The sequence below is a fragment of the Streptosporangium longisporum genome (assembly GCF_039534895.1).
Taxonomy (GTDB): domain Bacteria; phylum Actinomycetota; class Actinomycetes; order Streptosporangiales; family Streptosporangiaceae; genus Streptosporangium; species Streptosporangium longisporum.
On the sequence record NZ_BAAAWD010000015.1, the window covers coordinates 424,634 to 440,584 of the forward strand.

The following is a 15,951-nucleotide window of genomic DNA, read 5'->3' on the forward strand; positions in this document are numbered from 1 at the left end:
CCGCCTCACGCACGGTCCGGTGAAGGTCGTCGGAAGGTCGTCGGCGGGAGGTCACCCGCGGACGGTCACCAGTCGCGGCGCTCGCCGCGGCGCCTGCCCTCGTGGCGCCCGTCCTCGTAGCGGGGCTCCTCCCGCTGCTCCTCGTAGTGCCGCTCGTCGTGACGCTGCTCGGGGCGCAGACGCTCACCGGTGGAGTGCGGCGGCTCCTGCACGTAGGGGCGCGGCAGCCGCTGGTCCGGCGCGGAGCGGCCGAACAGCCCCAGCGGGTCGGACGGGTCGACGTCCTCCTGCGGGTAGGCGGGCGGGGTGTACAGGTCGCGCAGGTCGGCCGGGTGACCGGCCGGGTGCGGCTGCTGGACGCCCGGCGCGTAGGGGTCGGGCTGCGCGGCGGCCGGGTAACCACCGTAGGGCGCCGCCTGCCCGGCTCCCTGGGCGGCCTGCTGCGCGGCGAACCCGAAGGGGTCGGTCGAGGTCTGCTGCGCCTGCGCGTAGGGGTCGGGTTCGGCCGGGCGGGCGTGGCCGGGGAGACGGTCGGCGGGCGGCGCGAAGGGGTCCACGGGCTTCTGCCGCTCGGCCGGGGGCGCGAAGGGGTCCACCGGGTGCGGCTGCGGCGGCACCTCGTACGCGCCGGACCGCGGGGCCCCGTAGGGGGCGGGCTGCGCGGCGGCGCCGGGATAGGCGTCCTGCGGGCCGCCGTAGGGGCCCGGCTGCTGGGCGGGCGCGCCGTAGAAGTCGGCCTGCGGGACCGGGCCGGGGTAGCCGTCCGGCTGCGGGCCCCCGTAGGGGGCGGGCTGTGCGGGCGCGCCGGGTTGCGGGGTCCCGTACGGGGCGGGGGGCTGCGCGGCGCCGCCGGGGTAGGCGTCCTGCGGGCCGCCGTAGGGGCCGGGACGCTGGGCGGGCGGGTAGAGGTCGCCGGGCATCCGGTAGCCGGCCTCGCCGGGCCCGGGGTCCGTGGCGAGCGGATCGGCGGGCTGGGGCTGCCCGTAGGGCAGCGCGTCGTTCACGATGAGGTTCTCGCGGGGCACCACGTCGGCCGGGCCGTACCCGGGCTGGACGCGGTCGGAGGATCGATCCAAGGCGGGCACCGCGCCCCGCGCGACGAGCACGTCGTTCGGCCCGAGAGCCGGGGCCGCGGCCGGGCGGGACGCGCTCGGGTCGGTGGTGTGACCGAGCGGGTCGACGTACTGCTGCTGCGGCTGGGCGTAGTCCTCGGGGCGGGGCCTGGCGTACTGCCCGGTGCCCGGGTAGTCGCCGTAGACCTGCTGCTCGCCGTGGTGCGGCTGCTCGGCCGGGGCGGGCTCGTCCACCTCGTCGGGGTACTGTCCACCGGCCTCGACGAAACCCTCGTCGAGGGTGTCGACCAGGCGTCCCACGTCGTTCATGGGCATGCGGAAACTCGCGGTGCACATCTCACCGCGCCAAAGGCTCAGGACCAGGGTGCCTTCGTGCCAGGTGACCCGGAGCACGCGCTCCTGGCCACGCTCGTCAAAGAACACCTCGCCGAACGACGGCAACGGCACAACTTCCGACATGGAGGACATAGTGCTTTAACCAGCCTTTATTCGTCCACTCGACCTCGGGAAACCCTACCGAACCGGCCTTTCCATCCCCATCTTCCGCCCCAGGGACACCAGAACGATAGATCTTCCGTGACCTTGCGGGGCTCGGCGAGCCGGGTGATCCAGCCAGTTTGCCACGTGACGTGAACCTCGGCTTCCTGAATACCGCCATGCGTCCGTACGGCGAACTCCTCCGGAACCGCCGAAGCCCCCGGAGCCGCCGCGATCGTCGGAGTGAACGGGTACGGTTGGCTGTCGTGCCGACCGACTCCATCGCCCCATCCGAAGACGTCTCCTCGAAGACGGATATTCCCCCCGTCGAGGATCTGCTGAGCACCGCCGTCGAAGCGGTGGGCGGGGTCGAGCGCCCCGGCCAGATCGCGATGGTGAGGGCCGTGCAGCACGCGATCGAGTCGGGCGACCACCTGGCCGTCCAGGCCGGCACCGGCACCGGCAAGTCGCTGGCCTACCTGATCCCCTCGATCAGGCACGCGATGACCTCCAAGGGGGCCGTGGTCGTCTCCACCGCGACCATCGCGCTGCAGCGCCAGCTCGTCGACCGCGACCTGCCCCGCCTGGCTGCGGCCCTCGCCCCGCACCTGCCTCACGAGCCCGCGTTCGCGATCCTCAAGGGCCGCCGCAACTACCTGTGCCGGTACAAGGCGAGCGCCGGATGGCCCGACGAGGAGCAGGACCAGCTCTTCGACCCGCGCGAGGTCAACGCGACGGGCCGGATGGTCCAGCGCATCCAGGAGTGGGCGAACGAGACCGACACCGGTGACCGCGACGAGCTCGTGCCCGGTGTCAACGAGCAGGCCTGGCGCCAGTTCTCGGTCAGCGCCAGGGAGTGCCTGGGCGCCATGCGCTGCCCGAACGGCGCCGAGTGCTTCGCCGAGCTGGCCCGCGCCCGCGCCGGTGAGTCCGACGTGGTGGTGACCAACCACGCGCTGCTGGCGATCGACGCGATGGAGGACTTCCCGCTGCTGCCCGAGCACGAGGTGGTCGTGGTCGACGAGGCCCACGAGCTGGTCGACCGCGTCACCTCGGTGGTCAGCGGCGAGCTGTCGGAGACCATGGTCTCGGTGGCCGTGCGGCGGGTCGGCAAGCTCATCGAGCAGCACCTGGCCGACCGGCTGATGGAGGCCGGCGAGGACCTCAAGGCGCTGCTGGCCGCCGCGCCCGCGGGGCGTCTCGACGACCTTCCCGAGGTGCTCGGCATGACGCTCGCCCTGATCCGCGACGCGGCGTGGGCGTGCATCACCGCGCTGGGGCCGCGTGGCGGTGACAAGGACGATCCCGAGGGCGCGGGGCTGCGCAAGGCGGCCTTCACGTCCCTGGACGAGGTGCACGACACCGCGCAGCGCATGCTCGACGCCTTCGGTCACGCCACGGAGGTGGACCGGGCCGAGGTGGTCTGGCTGGAGGACGGCACCGACCGGCGCCCGCCCCTGCTGCGGGTGGCCCCGCTCACCGTGGCGGGCATGCTCCGCGACAAGCTCTTCGGCGACCGTACGGTGATCCTGACCTCGGCCACGCTCGCCCTGGGCGGCGCCTTCGACGGGCTGGCCCGTCAGTGGGGCCTGGGCGCCGGGGGCGGCCGGGCCGAGCCGTCACGGGACGCGGCCCGCGGCGACGCCGACGACACCGCCGACACAGGTGGCACCGGTGATACCGCCGGCACCGATGACGCCGCGGGCACCGGCGCGCGGGACGGTGAGCGCGGCAACGGCGGGCGCCGCGCCAGGGGGAACGGCGACAAGGCCGCCGGCAAGGGCACGAGGAGCCGCTCCGGCTGGACCGGCCTCGACGTCGGCTCCCCCTTCGACCACCCCCGCAGCGGCATCCTGTACGTCGCCAAGCACCTGCCCCAGCCGGGGCGTGACGGGCTGCCCGAGGCCTACATCGAGGAGATCACCGAGCTGATCGAGGCCGCCGGGGGCCGCACCCTGGGCCTGTTCTCCTCGATGCGGGCCGCCAGGGCGGCGACCGAGGCGCTGCGCGACCGGCTGAGCGTGCCGCTGCTGTGCCAGGGGGACGACTCCACGATGCTGCTGGTCAAGCAGTTCGCCGAGGACGAGCCGACCTGCCTGTTCGGCACGCTCTCCCTGTGGCAGGGCGTCGACGTGCCCGGCCCGTCGCTGCGCCTGGTCATCATCGACCGCATCCCGTTCCCGCGTCCGGACGACCCGCTCAGCTCCGCCCGGCAGCGTCACGTCGCCGCCAAGGGCGGCAACGGGTTCATGTCGGTCGCCGCCACCCACGCCGCACTGCTGCTGGCCCAGGGGGCGGGCCGCCTGCTGCGCAGCCAGCACGACAAGGGGGTGGTCGCGGTCCTGGACCCGCGCCTGTCCACGGCCCGCTACGCCGGGTTCCTGCGCGACTCCCTGCCGCCCTTCTGGCCCACCGAGGACCCGGCGAAGGTCCGCAGCGCCCTCAAGCGCCTGGGCGCCTCCTGACCGGACGCGCCCTCGGAGGACGGGACGCCGTCGGCGGTCAGGCGGCGCTCTCGGCGATGGCGTGCAGGGCCAGCACGTACGACCTCAGGCCGAAGCCCGCGATGGTGCCGGTGGCCACCGAGGCGACGACCGAGGTGTGCCGGAACTCCTCCCGCGCGGCCGGGTTGGAGATGTGCACCTCGACCAGCGGAGCGGTGCGCTGGGCGATGGCGTCGCGCAGCGCGTAGGAGTAGTGGGTGAACGCGGCCGGGTTCAGCACCACCGGGATCCTGCCGTCGGCCGCCTCGTGCAGCCAGCGGAGCATCTCGGCCTCGTCGTCGGTCTGCCGCACCTCGACCGAGAGGCCGAGCCCTTCACCGGTCTGCCGGCAGAGTTCGGCCAGGTCGGCGAAGGTCTCCGCGCCGTAGACGTCCGGCTCGCGGGTGCCGAGCCGTCCCAGGTTGGGGCCGTTGAGCACGTACACGGGTCTCATCGGATCACTCACCGCTCCTCGATGGCCGCGCGCCCGGTGCGCGGGCCGACGTTCCTCACCGGACTCCCACCGGACCGGCCGTCCCCGCCCGCCCGGCTCACCGGGCTCACACGGCTCACCGCGCTCACACGGCCTACGGGGCTCACACGGCTTATGGGGCTCACCGGGCGACCTCGCGGTAGGCCGCCTCCAGGAGCTCCTCCGGCGGGTCGACCAGCGGGGAGACCCTGGCCAGGCCGTCGAGCAGGACGAAGCGCAGCGTGGCGCCGCGGCTCTTCTTGTCCAGGCGCATGTGGTCGCGCAGCTCGGGCCATGCCTCCCGGCGGTAGGCGGTGGGCAGGCCCACGGAGGTCAGGACGGACCGGGTGCGCTCCACCAGGTCGGCGCCGATCCTGCCGTCCAGGCGGGACAGCTCGGCCGCGTAGACCATGCCGATCGCGACGGCCTCGCCGTGACGCATCCGGTAGTTCTCGGCGCGCTCGATGGCGTGGGCCAGGGTGTGACCGTAGTTCAGGATCTCCCGCAGGCCGCTCTCGCGCAGGTCGGCGCCGACGACGTCGGCCTTGACCTGGATCTTCCGCTCGATCAGCTCGCGGGTGTGCCGTCCCTCGGGGAGCCGGGCGCCCTCGGGGTCGTCCTCGATGAGCGTGAGGATCTCCGGGTCGGCGATGAAGCCGCCCTTGATGATCTCCGCGAGGCCGCCCACGTAGTCGTCGCGGGGCACCGAGACCAGCGTGGCCAGGTCGCACAGGACCCCGGCCGGCGGGTGGAAGGAGCCCACCAGGTTCTTGCCCTCGGGGGTGTTGATGCCGGTCTTGCCGCCCACCGCCGCGTCGACCATGCCCAGCAGGGTCGTCGGCACCTGCACGACCTTGACGCCGCGCAGCCAGGTGGCCGCGGCGAACCCGGCCAGGTCGGTGGTGGCCCCGCCCCCGACGCCGACCACCGCGTCGGAGCGGGTCATGCCCGCGCGGCCGAAGGCGGACCACAACCCGGCGACCACCTCGGCCGTCTTGGCGCGCTCGGCGTCGGGCACCGGCAGCGGCACGACCTCGTACCCGGCCGCCTCGACCGCGCCGCACACCGGGCGGGCGATCTCCGGCAGGCTCTCCGGGTGGACCACGGCGACCGTGCGGACCTTCGGGCCCAGCAGTCCCGGCAGCTCGCCGAGCACACCGGCGCCGACCACCACGTCGTACGGGCTCTCGCCCCTGACGGAGATCCGGGTGACCGTCACCGGTCACCGTCCATCGGTGAGGGGGCTGCGTTCAGGAACACGTGGGAACTCCGTGGTGGGTCGAGCGGGTGGCTACGGGTCCGGGGTGAAGCGGGAAGACGGCCTCCGGGGCGGCCGGCCGCGCTCACTCCTTGAGGCTCGCGGCGATCTCGTCCACGACCTCCGCGGGCGGACGGTCGTCGGTCGCCACGGTGATCGTGGCCAGACCGCTGTAGAGGGGACGGCGGGCGTCCATCAGCTTCTTCAGCTGGCTGCGCGGGTTCAGCACGAGCAGCGGGCGCGCCGAGGCCAGGCCCACCCGCTGGACGGCGTTGGACAGGCCGACCTCCAGGTAGACGACCTGGTGACCGGCCAGCAGCTCGCGGGTGGCCTCGGCCAGGATCGCCCCGCCGCCGAGGGCGAGCACGCCGTCGTGCTCGGCCAGCGCCCGCCGTACGGCGTCGGCCTCCATCGCGCGGAAGGTCTCCTCGCCGTCCTCGATGAAGACGTCGCTGACGGGCTTGCCCGCCGCGAGCTCCACGTCGGCGTCGGTGTCGCGGAAGGCGAGACCGAGCCGGTCGGCCAGGAGCCGCCCGACGGTCGACTTGCCCGACCCCGGGGGGCCGATCAGCACTGCTCGGGGACTCACGTGTTCTCCTCGGACCGCGGGCCACCGGCCGGGAGAGCACAGGCTCCCCGGCCCGGACGCCCGCTCACTTGATCACCAATGACGAGAGGTAGCCGGACAGGTTGCGGGCGACCTCGTCGACGGAGTCGCCGCCGAACTTCTCGATCACGGCGTCGGCCAGGATCAGCGCGACCATCGCCTCGGCGACGATCGCGGCCGCCGGGACCGCGCACACGTCGGAACGCTCGTGGTGGGCCTTGGCCGCCTCGCCGGTCAGCACGTCGACGGTGGCCAGTGCCCTGGGGACGGTGGAGATCGGCTTCATCGCGGCGCTGACGCGCAGCGGCTCGCCGTTGGTCATGCCGCCCTCGACGCCGCCGGCCCGGTTGGTGACCCTGCGGACGCCGGCCTCGGTGTTCTCGATCTCGTCGTGGGCCAGGGACCCCGGGCGGCGGGCCGTCTCGAAGCCGTCCCCGACCGCGACGCCCTTGATCGCCTGGATGCCCATCAGGCCGGCCGCGAGGCGGGCGTCGAGACGGCGGTCCCAGTGGGTGTAGCTGCCCAGGCCCGGCGGCAGGCCGTAGGCGACGACCTCGACGACGCCGCCGAGGGTGTCGCCGTCCTTGTGCGCCTTGTCGATCTCGGCGACCATCGCGGCGCTGCCCTCGGGGTCGGCGCAGCGCACCGGGTCGGCGTCGATCGCCTCCAGGTCGCCGGGACCGGGCAGGACGCCCCGGGTGGCCGCGGCCCCACCGATCGAGACGACATGGCTGACGATGTCGACGTCGAGGGCCTGCTTGAGGAAGCTCCGCGCCACCTGGCCGAGCGCGACGCGGGCGGCGGTCTCGCGGGCGCTGGCCCGGTCGAGCACCGGGCGGGCGTCGTCGAAGCCGTACTTCTGCATGCCGGCGAGGTCGGCGTGACCGGGGCGAGGCCGCGAGCGCGGCGCGTTGCGCGCCTGGCCCTCCAGCACGGCCGGATCGACGGGGTCGGCCGCCATGACCGTCTCCCACTTGGGCCACTCGGTGTTGCCGACGCGGATGGCGACGGGGCTGCCGAGGGTCCGGCCGTGGCGGACCCCGCCCACGATCGTGACCAGGTCCTGCTCGAACTTCATCCGCGCCCCGCGGCCGTAGCCGAGGCGGCGGCGGCGCAGCGCCTCGCCCAGCTGGGCCGTGGTCACCTCCACCCCGGCGGGCAACCCTTCCAGGATCGCGACGAGCTCGGGGCCGTGGGACTCTCCGGCGGTCAACCAGCGCAACATGGTGACAAGTCTTCCACGTGCCGCCCACTGGAATGGTCCAGGTTCACGGGTTGAGACGCGCCGGTGCTCCCGGATCGGGGGTCCCGCGGGGCGGCGGGTCCGGAAGACGGTGGCCCGCGAAGCGGTGGACATCGGTGGAGAGCGGGTTCCGGAAGGCGGCGTTCGGTTCAAAGCGCCACGACTCGCACCACGGGCTCACAGGACGGCTCAGGACGGTTCATGACGGGCGCTCAGAGCGCGGTGAGAACGGCCGCGAGGGCGCCCAGCGCCATGAACGGGCCGAAGGGGATCTCGCTCTTGCGGCCCGCGCGGCGCAGGAGCATCAGGGCGGCCCCGTACAGGGCACCGGCCACCAGGCCGAGGAAGGCCCCGGTCACCAGCGTGTCCCAGCCCAGCCAGCCGAGCGCGGTGCCCAGGCTCCCGGCGAACTTGACGTCGCCCAGCCCCATCCCCGCCGGGTTGACCAGGAAGAGCAGCAGGTAGAACGCCACCAGGGCGAGGCCGCCGAGCCCGGCCGTGAGCAGGTCCGCGAGGCGGCCGTCGGCCAGGGCCGAGACCGCCAGCAGGGCGGTCGTACCCAGGTAGGCGGCCAGGGTGAGCCGGTCGGGCAGCCGGTGGACGGCCGCGTCCACGAAGACCAGGACGACGGCCACCACCGCCAGCCAGCCGAAGGCGAGCAGCTCTCCCGCCCTTCCTGCCGGCGTCGTCCCGGCTTCGGCGGGCACGCCGGGCCACAGCGCCCGCAGCGCCAGGGCGGCCAGCACCGCGGCGGTGACCGCCTCGACGGCCCCCCCTGGCCGGACGGAGGACCCGGCCGGGCGGCAGGTCGCGTTCCGGTCCGGCCTCCGGATCGCCGGACACCGCGTGCAGGACCACCAGGCGTCGCGTCCAGGATCCGATCGCCAGTCCCGCCAGACCCGCCAGGACGGTGAGGAGCACGAGCCAGGCCGGGGGGGTCATGGGGCGACGATAACCCGTGCTCCCGGCGCGCGCCCGCGATCCGGACGTTCTCCCCCGCAGGACGACGGCTGCGGGGACGAGACGGCCCGAAGACGACGTGCTGAGCACGACGTGCTGAACACGACGGCCCGGAGCGACGGGCCCAGAACGGCGGGCCCAGAGCGACGGGCCGAAAACGACGGCTCAGAACGACGGGCCGAGGACCACGGGCCGAGGACGCGGGGTCAGCCGTCGCGCAGCGCCTCCAGCATCCGTGACAGGGCGGCCCGGGTCTCGGCCAGGTCCCGGGGGGTCGGTGGAGCCGGCCAGCCACAGGGCCGCCTCGTTCATGGCGCCCGACAGCAGGTGGGCCAGCGGCGCGACGGGCCGGCGGACGATCGTCCCCGCCTCGATCAGGGTGGTGAGCTCGTCGGTCAGGTGACGGGCGGAGGCCGCCTCGTCCATGGCGCGCCATTCGGCCCACCCCAGGACGGCGGGGCCGTCGACGAGCATGATCTGCCGGACGTCCGGGGCGGTCCCGGCGGTGAGGAACGCCTGGCACCCGGCGACCAGCCGCTCCCACGGGTCGTCCTGGGCGTCGGCGGTGGCGGCCACCTGCCTGGCCACCTCCTCCTGGACCTGTTCCAGGACGGCGCGGAAGAGGGCGGCCTTGCCGTCGAAGTGGTGGTAGAGCGCACCCTTGGTGACCCCGGCCGCGCGGACGATCTCCGACAGGCCCACCGCGCCGTAGCCCAGCGTCGCGAACAGGCGCCTGCTCTCGCGCAGGAGGGCCTGCCTGGTCTGCTCGCGCTGCCGCGCCCTGCCGCCGTCCCTCATCGTCCCGCTCCCGCTCGTTGACGTACCGACGGTACGCCAATATCGTACCTTCACATACCGACGGTATGCGAAAGGGAGGCCCATGAGACTGACCAGCTTCTATCCGGTCATCTGCACCTCGCGGATCGAGAGGTCCCGCGACTTCTACACCGGCCTGCTGGGCTTCGAGACGACGTTCGAGGCCGACTGGTACGTGAGCCTGCGACGGCCCGGCGACCCGTCGTACGAGCTCGCGCTGCTCGACCACGGCCACCCGACACTGCCCGAGGCGTACCGCGTCCCCGTGCGGGGGCTGCTGCTCAACCTGGAGGTGGAGGACGTGGACGCGGAGTGGGAACGGCTCGTCGTCCGCGAGGGGCTGCGGCCCGAGCTGCAGCTGCGCAGCGAGGACTTCGGGCAGCGGCACTTCATCGTGGCCGACCCCGACGGGGTCCTGATCGACGTGATCACGCCCATCGCGCCCACCGAGGCCTACGCCGAGCGGTACGTCGGCCCGTGAGGCCGTATGGCGGTGGTGGTCGCCCAGGTCGATCCGCTCCCGGTCACCGGGGTGATGCGGGGCGGCCGGCTCCCGGCCCGGGCGAAGACCGTCCCGGCCGGGCCGTCGCCGTGATCGCCCCGGCGATCCTGACGGTCAGCCTCGTCCACGCGACGGCCAGCCGAACCGCCGGCGCCTGGGGGGCTCGGCGATCTCTTCCATCCGCGCCACGGTGACGTCGGGTCCCAGCGCGTCCAGGGTGCCCGACTCGACCGCGGCCAGGACGCGCAGCAGGTCCCCCTCGACGACGAAGGGCACCGGGCCCGCGACGTCCACCACCACGGCGGCGGCGTCCTCGTGCACGGCGGCCTGGCAGACCTGAAGGGCGGTGGCCTGGATGGGACGGGCGTCGGCGCGCCACCGGCGCAGCGCGTCCACCCCGGTGAAGGCGAGCACCGCCTCGCGGCCGTCGGCGCCGACGAGCTTCGGGAGGGCCATCTCGCTCTCCTTCTCCTGCCGCAGGCCGTGCTCGCCGATCTCCGACTCCTTCAGCAGGGCGACCACCGGCACGAGCAGCCGGGCCCCGCCCAGGGCGGTGACCACCTCGCCCGCGTGCGCCGTCCCGGCGGCGAAGGCCGCGAGCGCGGACGTCACCGCGGCGTCGGCGGCGCCGTCGTCGCCGGGGACCAGGGGCTGCGGAATGCTCGGCACGAACCGGGAGCCTACCGGCGGCCGGGACGGGCGGGCGACCGCCGCGCCCCGGTCACCGTTCCCGTCCCCGGGCCGATCCCCGCCGGGGCGGGCCGGTCGCGTGCCGGTCGCGTGCCGGGGCGTGCCGGTCGCGGTGTCCCGGGGACGCGTCCCGGTGCCCCGGGGCTGCGTCCCGATGCTCCCGAGGACGCGTCGCGGTGCCCGGGACCGCGGGCGGCCCTCAGCCGAGGTCGGCGATGGCCGCCACCGGTCCGCCGCCGCTGGGGCCCTGGTGGACCGCGGCGACCGAGACGAACACGGCGGGGTCGCCGGTGACGCTGGCCGCGACGCCGCCGACGGTGGCCTTGATCTGCCGGTGCCAGTGCACGTCGGAGTCGTCGAGCATGATGTTGCGACGGCCCCGGACGCTGCCCGACGGATCGGCCTCGCACTTCATGAACACGTTGACCAGCCTGTCGCCCAGGTCGGACGGGTGGGGACGCTCGGGCAGCTCGATGCCGCTGGAGCGGATCGCCTCCCAGATGCCGTCGGCGTCCAGCGCGTCCTTCATGACCGAGTGGCCGATCCGGTAGCGGCCGCCGATGCCCCGTACGTTGCCGACGACCACGATCTGCGCGCGGTCCAGCTCGACGCCCGAGGAGCACGACGCGACCGAGGAGTACAGCGACAGGTCGCGGTGGATCTGGTCGGCGGCGGGCATCTCGATCTCGCCCAGCGCCACGGCGATGCCCAGCGCGGTGGTCGAGTTGGAGATGTCCATCGACGGGCCGGTGTCCTCGATCACCACGTCCTTGCCGCGCGACTTGGCGTCGTTGATCGTGGACAGGGTGAGCAGGGGGGTCTTGGTCTGGACGTAGTGGACGTCGGCGGGGTCGTCGATCCCGGCGAGCTTCATGGCCTCGCGGACCCCGGCGGCGACCTTCTCCACCATCGCGGGACGGCCGATGTCCTCGGGAAGGATCACCTCGCTCATCGCGATCCCGACGCTGACCCGCGGCTCGTCGCTCGGCTCGGCGTCCGCCGTGGTGGCGAAGATCGTGGCATGCGGGCTGAGCACGCCGTCGGTCCCGCCCGACCAGACCAGCGGGACGCTCTCCGGGGACGGGTGCCCCTTGTCCGCGAGCACCTCGCGGAAGGCGCGGTCGGCCAGGATGCGGGTGTAGTCGTTGACCCCGCCGTTGCCCTCGGTCTTGCCGATCACCGCGAGCACCCGGGCGGCCTCGATCACCCCGTCGTCGATGAGCCGCGCCAGCCCGGAGGCGTCGGTCACGCTCTCGATGGGCACCTTGCGCACTTCAATGGGTTCCGGCATCCCTGCCGCCTTTCGTAGTCGTGTTCACTTTCGCACCACGGTGCCGGTCTTCCCGGTCAGCGCCGTTCCGATCTCCTCCAGCGAGGTGATCACCGAGCGGTCGCCGCCCTGCTCGACGAAGCGCAGCGCGGCCTCGACCTTGGGGCCCATGCTGCCCCCGGCGAAGTGCCCGGCGGTGTGCAGCGCGCGCAGCTCGGCCACACCGACGCCGCCGAGGGGCCTGGCCCCGGCCGTACCGAAACCGACGACCGCGGCCGGGACGTCGGTCGCGATGACCAGGACCGTCGCCCCCACCGCGCGGGCGAGCACGGCGGCGGCCAGGTCCTTGTCGATCACCGCCTCGACGCCGGTCAGCCGTCCCTCGGCGTCGCGGACCACGGGCACTCCCCCGCCGCCCGCGGCCACCACGGTGAACCCGGCCTCCGTCAGGGCCGTCACGGCGGGCGCGTCGAGGATCTCCAGCGGCTCCGGGGAGGCCACCACCCGGCGCCAGCCGCGGTCGAAGCGGCGCCAGGTCTGGCCGAGCCCCTCGAAGTGGCGGGCCCGGGCCTCGTCGAAGTAGCGGCCGATGGGCTTGACCGGGTCCTGGAAGGCCGGGTCGGCGGGGTCCACGAGCGTGCGGGTGACCACGACCGCGGCCCGGCCGCCGAGCGCGTTGAGGACGAGCGTGCCGACGGTGGCCTGGGTCTGGGCCACGCACCAGTCGAGCGGCACCGGGGGGACGACGTGGGCGGCGAGCTGGTTCTTCAGGATCAGGTTGCCGACCTGGGGGCCGTTGCCGTGGGTGAGGGTCACCCGGTGGCCGTCCTCGACGAGCGCCGCCACGTGGCGCACGGCGCGCTCGACCGCGCGGTGCTGGTCGAGGGGCGAGGCGGCGCCGTCGGGGCCCGTCATCGCGTTGCCGCCGAGCGCGATCAGTACTCGTTCACCCACCTGGTTCACCCACAGGCCGACGCTAACGGCCCGCGGGTCCCGCCCTCATGGGCACTCCTTGCCCAAGGGGCACCCGCCCTTCGGCACAACCCGCCAACCGGGCCCGTCGACCGACCCAGGGGTTCATCCGAGGACCATTCCCTCGGCCGACCTCTCGAACGACATGAGGGCCGATCCGGCGACCACCCCCGACCGAGCCGAGAACCGGCCAGGAACCCGGCCCGGGGACCGGAGCGTCCCCGGGCCCGTTCACACCAGGAGCGACCGGGTGATCTCCTCGACCACGGCCGCGCGGCGCGGTTGCAGGTAGAAGTGGTCGCCGGGGAAGACCTCCAGGGAGAACCCGGACGAGGTTCGGGCCTCCCACGCCTTGGCCTGTTCGGGGGTGACCACCGGGTCGGCGTCGCCGAGGAGGACGGAGACCGGGGTGCGCAGCGGCGGCCCGGGCCGGTGCCGGTACGCCTCCAGCAGGCGGAGGTCGGCGCGGACGTAGGGCAGCACGATCTCGCGCATCGCCTCGTGGGCGAGCACCTGCGCCTCGGTGCCGCCGAGCTTGGCCAGTTCGGCCACCAGGGCGTCGTCGTCGTAGGTGGACAGCGCGCGCCTGTCGCGACGGTCGTGCGGGGCCGTCGATCCGGACACGAACAGCCGCGCCGGGGCGTACCCGCGTCCCTCCAGGCGGCGGGTGACCTCGTAGGCAAGCGTCGCCCCCATGCTGTGGCCGAACAGCGCGAAACGCCGGTCCAGCAGCGGGAGCATCGCCTCGGTCAGCACGTCGGCCAGCGCGTCCATGCTCTCCGGTGACGGCTCGGCGAACCGGTCGGCCCTGCCGGGCAGCTGCGTGGCGTGCAGCTCGGCCGTCGCGGGCAACAGCGCGTGCCACTCGCGGTAGGCCGTGGCCGACCCGCCCGCGTGCGTGAAGCAGAACAGCCGCGCGACCGCCGCCGGACGGCGCGCGGCACAGCGCAACCAGGTCATGCGGTCTCCCCGCGGGTCCGTCCGGTCACTGCCCCATGGCCCTGATCAGGCTGTTGGGCCGCATGTCGGTCCAGGTGGCCTCGATGTGCCCCAGGCAGGCCTGCCGGGTGTCCTCGCCGAAGGCGACGGTCCAGCCGGCCGGGACCTCCGACCGGGCGGGCCAGAGGGAGTACTGTCCCTCGTCGTTGACCAGCGCCAGGTAGGCGCCGTCGGCGTCCTCGAAGGGGTTGCTGCTCATGTCCTCGTCCTCTCTGGGAAGCGCGGCGATCTCTCCGGGAAGAGCGGCGATCCACGCGACGCGCCCGGGATCCACCATGCTGAATGGTGGCAGGCGATCACGCGTCCGTCGACGGCGCCCCTGAGGTACGGCCTCCGGCGCCGCGACGACGGAACCGTCCCCTGCGGACCGGACGATCCCGGCATGTCCCCCGCGTCTCCTGGCCTGCGGGGGGAGAACGGGGAGCCGGATCTTGCCGTGTTAGGCTTACCTTGCTTAACATATGAGCATCTGTTCAGGTATTGGCGAAATGGATCTTGTGATGGGTCACGGGCACGGGCATGGGCACGGCGCGAACACCGACCGCCGCCATCTCGCGGCGGCGCTCGTCCTGCTGCTCCTCTTCATGGCGGCCGAGGTCGCCATCGGCATCGCCGCCAACTCCATCGCGCTGATCTCCGACGCCGGGCACATGCTCACCGACGCCGCGGCGATCGCGCTCGCGCTGGTCGCGATGCGGATGGCCGCCCGCCCGGCCCGCGGCGCCTACACCTTCGGCTGGAAGCGCGCGGAGATCATCTCCGCGGCGGTCAACGGGCTGACCTTCGTGGCGCTCGTCGTCTACTTCGTCTACGAGGGCGTGCGGCGGCTCATCGACCCCCCCGAGGTGCAGGGGGCCCTGGTCCTCGGCACGGCGCTGGCCGGGATCGTGGTCAACGCCGTCGCGGCCTGGCTCATCGCCAGGGCCGACCGGCGCAGCCTCAACGTGGAGGGCGCGTTCCAGCACATCCTCAACGACATGTACGCCTTCGTGGCCACCGCGGTCGCGGGCGCGGTGGTCTGGCTGACCGGGTGGGGGCGGGCCGACGCGATCGCCGCCCTGGTCGTCGCGGCCCTGATGGCCAAGGCCGCCTACGGCCTGCTGCGCGACGCCGGGCGCATCCTGTTCGAGGCGGCGCCCGACGGGGTGAACCCGGCCGAGGTGAGCGCCGCGATCGGTGCCCACCCGGCCGTGACCGGCGTGGAGGACCTGCACATCTGGACGGTGACCAGCGGCTTTCCCGCGCTGTCGGCGCACGTGACCGTCGTCAGGGGCGGCGACTGCCACCGGGTACGCCGCGAGCTGGCCGCGCTGCTGCACGAGCGTTTCCAGATCGACCACACCACCCTGCAGGTCGACCACGTCCCCGGCACCGCGTGCCGGCTGAACACCGGCTGACCGTCCCGGCCGGACACCCGGACACCCGGACACCCGGTCATCGGTCACCCGGTCGCGTACCGGCCGATCGCCGGTGGGGCGGCGCGTTCAGGGCACCGGCGTGCGGATCGCCAGGCAGGCCTCGAAGACGGCGGTGAGCCGGGCGACCACGGCCTCGCGGTCGGGGGTCCCCACGGCCTCGGGGCCGTACAGCTGACGCATCGTGCCGGTGCCGGTGATCAGGGCGGTGGCGATCGTCGCCCGGAACACCGCGTCCGGCCCGGGGAGCAGCGCGGACAGCGGCTGCAGGATCGCCGACCCCACCCGGTCCCGGATGATCTCGTGGATCTCCGGGCAGTTGGACGACCGGATGAGCGCGGCCACCACCGGGCTCCCCTGGTCGGAGAAGAGCCGCTCGGCCACGTACTCGGCCAGCCGGTGGGGAAGCTCCTCCTGCGGGCCGTCCAGGATGCCGGGAAAGCGCCCCTGCATCGCGAGCACCTCGGCGAACAGCTGCCGCTTGCTCCCGAAGTAGCGGTTGATCAGGGCGATGTTGGCGTCCGCCTCGGCGGAGATCAGCCGCATCGTCACCTGGTCGTAGCCCAGGTCGGCGAACAGGCGGCGGGCGGCGTCGAGGATGCGCCGCCTGGTGCCCTCCCTGTCGCGCTGCCGTGTCTCGTCCACCTGACCGATCCTTCCAGATTTGACGGGTAAACAAGCGTCTACTAACTTCATGTGTACTGTACATGCATT

At 73.7% G+C, this 15,951-nt stretch carries 15 protein-coding genes and 1 pseudogene; 3 read left to right on the forward strand and 13 right to left on the reverse strand.

Annotated elements, in window-relative coordinates; genetic code table 11:
- Window positions 1–65: 65 nt before the first annotated feature.
- Entirely contained in the window at window positions 66–1,532 is a 1,467-nt protein-coding gene (locus ABD832_RS28260; protein ID WP_344900751.1) for a hypothetical protein, read from the reverse strand.
- A 284-nt stretch (window positions 1,533–1,816) separates the two neighbouring features.
- Here ABD832_RS28260 and ABD832_RS28265 point away from each other — a divergent pair, with 284 nt between their 5' ends.
- Complete coding sequence (locus ABD832_RS28265; RefSeq protein ID WP_344900753.1) at window positions 1,817–4,015, forward strand: ATP-dependent DNA helicase; 2,199 nt, start codon at window positions 1,817–1,819, stop codon at window positions 4,013–4,015.
- Window positions 4,016–4,052: 37 nt separating this feature from the next.
- Here ABD832_RS28265 and aroQ read toward each other — a convergent pair whose 3' ends face one another.
- The 6 genes and pseudogenes from aroQ to ABD832_RS28295 all read right to left on the reverse strand — a co-directional run bounded on the left by aroQ (window position 4,053) and on the right by ABD832_RS28295 (window position 9,371).
- Window positions 4,053–4,487 (reverse strand): type II 3-dehydroquinate dehydratase, encoded by a 435-nt coding sequence (aroQ, locus tag ABD832_RS28270; RefSeq protein WP_344900755.1) that lies wholly within the window; start codon window positions 4,485–4,487, stop codon window positions 4,053–4,055.
- A gap of 160 nt (window positions 4,488–4,647) precedes the next feature.
- A complete protein-coding gene (aroB, locus tag ABD832_RS28275; RefSeq protein ID WP_344900757.1) occupies window positions 4,648–5,724 on the reverse strand; it encodes a 3-dehydroquinate synthase in 1,077 nt (358 codons plus the stop codon).
- 124 nt (window positions 5,725–5,848) lie between these two features.
- Complete coding sequence (locus ABD832_RS28280; protein ID WP_344900759.1) at window positions 5,849–6,352, reverse strand: shikimate kinase; 504 nt, start codon at window positions 6,350–6,352, stop codon at window positions 5,849–5,851.
- A 64-nt stretch (window positions 6,353–6,416) separates the two neighbouring features.
- Window positions 6,417–7,595: a chorismate synthase gene (aroC, locus tag ABD832_RS28285; protein ID WP_344900761.1), complete on the reverse strand. Its 1,179-nt coding sequence runs from the start codon at window positions 7,593–7,595 to the stop codon at window positions 6,417–6,419.
- 230 nt (window positions 7,596–7,825) lie between these two features.
- Window positions 7,826–8,359: a prepilin peptidase gene (locus ABD832_RS28290; RefSeq protein ID WP_344900763.1), complete on the reverse strand. Its 534-nt coding sequence runs from the start codon at window positions 8,357–8,359 to the stop codon at window positions 7,826–7,828.
- A gap of 420 nt (window positions 8,360–8,779) precedes the next feature.
- Window positions 8,780–9,371 (reverse strand): annotated as a pseudogene (locus tag ABD832_RS28295) (TetR/AcrR family transcriptional regulator).
- A gap of 82 nt (window positions 9,372–9,453) precedes the next feature.
- Here ABD832_RS28295 and ABD832_RS28300 point away from each other — a divergent pair.
- Entirely contained in the window at window positions 9,454–9,870 is a 417-nt protein-coding gene (locus ABD832_RS28300) for a VOC family protein (RefSeq protein WP_344900765.1), read from the forward strand.
- Window positions 9,871–10,005: 135 nt separating this feature from the next.
- Here the strand turns inward: ABD832_RS28300 and ABD832_RS28305 are convergent, their stop codons facing one another.
- The 5 genes from ABD832_RS28305 to ABD832_RS28325 form a co-directional block, all read right to left on the reverse strand.
- Window positions 10,006–10,560 carry an SseB family protein gene (locus ABD832_RS28305; protein ID WP_344900767.1) on the reverse strand — a complete coding sequence of 185 codons (555 nt, stop codon included), beginning with the start codon at window positions 10,558–10,560 and terminating at the stop codon, window positions 10,006–10,008.
- A gap of 220 nt (window positions 10,561–10,780) precedes the next feature.
- Window positions 10,781–11,872: a barbiturase gene (gene bar, locus ABD832_RS28310; RefSeq protein ID WP_344900769.1), complete on the reverse strand. Its 1,092-nt coding sequence runs from the start codon at window positions 11,870–11,872 to the stop codon at window positions 10,781–10,783.
- A 24-nt stretch (window positions 11,873–11,896) separates the two neighbouring features.
- Window positions 11,897–12,805 (reverse strand): carbamate kinase, encoded by a 909-nt coding sequence (locus ABD832_RS28315; protein WP_344900771.1) that lies wholly within the window; start codon window positions 12,803–12,805, stop codon window positions 11,897–11,899.
- A 249-nt stretch (window positions 12,806–13,054) separates the two neighbouring features.
- The gene (locus ABD832_RS28320; RefSeq protein ID WP_344900773.1) at window positions 13,055–13,783 is read right to left on the reverse strand and encodes a thioesterase II family protein; all 729 of its coding nucleotides are present in this window, start codon (window positions 13,781–13,783) and stop codon (window positions 13,055–13,057) included.
- Between the two features lie 25 nt (window positions 13,784–13,808).
- Complete coding sequence (locus ABD832_RS28325) at window positions 13,809–14,021, reverse strand: MbtH family protein (RefSeq protein WP_344900775.1); 213 nt, start codon at window positions 14,019–14,021, stop codon at window positions 13,809–13,811.
- Window positions 14,022–14,310: 289 nt separating this feature from the next.
- Between ABD832_RS28325 and ABD832_RS28330 the strand changes: the two genes are divergently transcribed.
- Window positions 14,311–15,219, forward strand: a complete 909-nt coding sequence (locus ABD832_RS28330; RefSeq protein WP_344900777.1) for a cation diffusion facilitator family transporter — start codon at window positions 14,311–14,313, stop codon at window positions 15,217–15,219.
- Window positions 15,220–15,306: 87 nt separating this feature from the next.
- Here the strand turns inward: ABD832_RS28330 and ABD832_RS28335 are convergent, their stop codons facing one another.
- Complete coding sequence (locus ABD832_RS28335; RefSeq protein ID WP_344900779.1) at window positions 15,307–15,882, reverse strand: TetR/AcrR family transcriptional regulator; 576 nt, start codon at window positions 15,880–15,882, stop codon at window positions 15,307–15,309.
- Window positions 15,883–15,951: the final 69 nt, after the last annotated feature.

What these genes read in the sequence shown, in the direction of transcription:
- ABD832_RS28320 (WP_344900773.1), bottom strand. Translation starts at nt 13,783, where the DNA reads ATGACCTGGTTGCGCTGTGCCGCGCGCCGTCCGGCGGCGGTCGCGCGG.
- aroQ (WP_344900755.1), bottom strand. Translation starts at nt 4,487, where the DNA reads ATGAGACCCGTGTACGTGCTCAACGGCCCCAACCTGGGACGGCTCGGC.
- ABD832_RS28260 (WP_344900751.1), bottom strand. Translation starts at nt 1,532, where the DNA reads ATGTCGGAAGTTGTGCCGTTGCCGTCGTTCGGCGAGGTGTTCTTTGAC.
- ABD832_RS28325 (WP_344900775.1), bottom strand. Translation starts at nt 14,021, where the DNA reads ATGAGCAGCAACCCCTTCGAGGACGCCGACGGCGCCTACCTGGCGCTG.
- aroC (WP_344900761.1), bottom strand. Translation starts at nt 7,595, where the DNA reads ATGTTGCGCTGGTTGACCGCCGGAGAGTCCCACGGCCCCGAGCTCGTC.
- ABD832_RS28330 (WP_344900777.1), top strand. Translation starts at nt 14,311, where the DNA reads ATGGATCTTGTGATGGGTCACGGGCACGGGCATGGGCACGGCGCGAAC.
- bar (WP_344900769.1), bottom strand. Translation starts at nt 11,872, where the DNA reads ATGCCGGAACCCATTGAAGTGCGCAAGGTGCCCATCGAGAGCGTGACC.
- ABD832_RS28300 (WP_344900765.1), top strand. Translation starts at nt 9,454, where the DNA reads ATGAGACTGACCAGCTTCTATCCGGTCATCTGCACCTCGCGGATCGAG.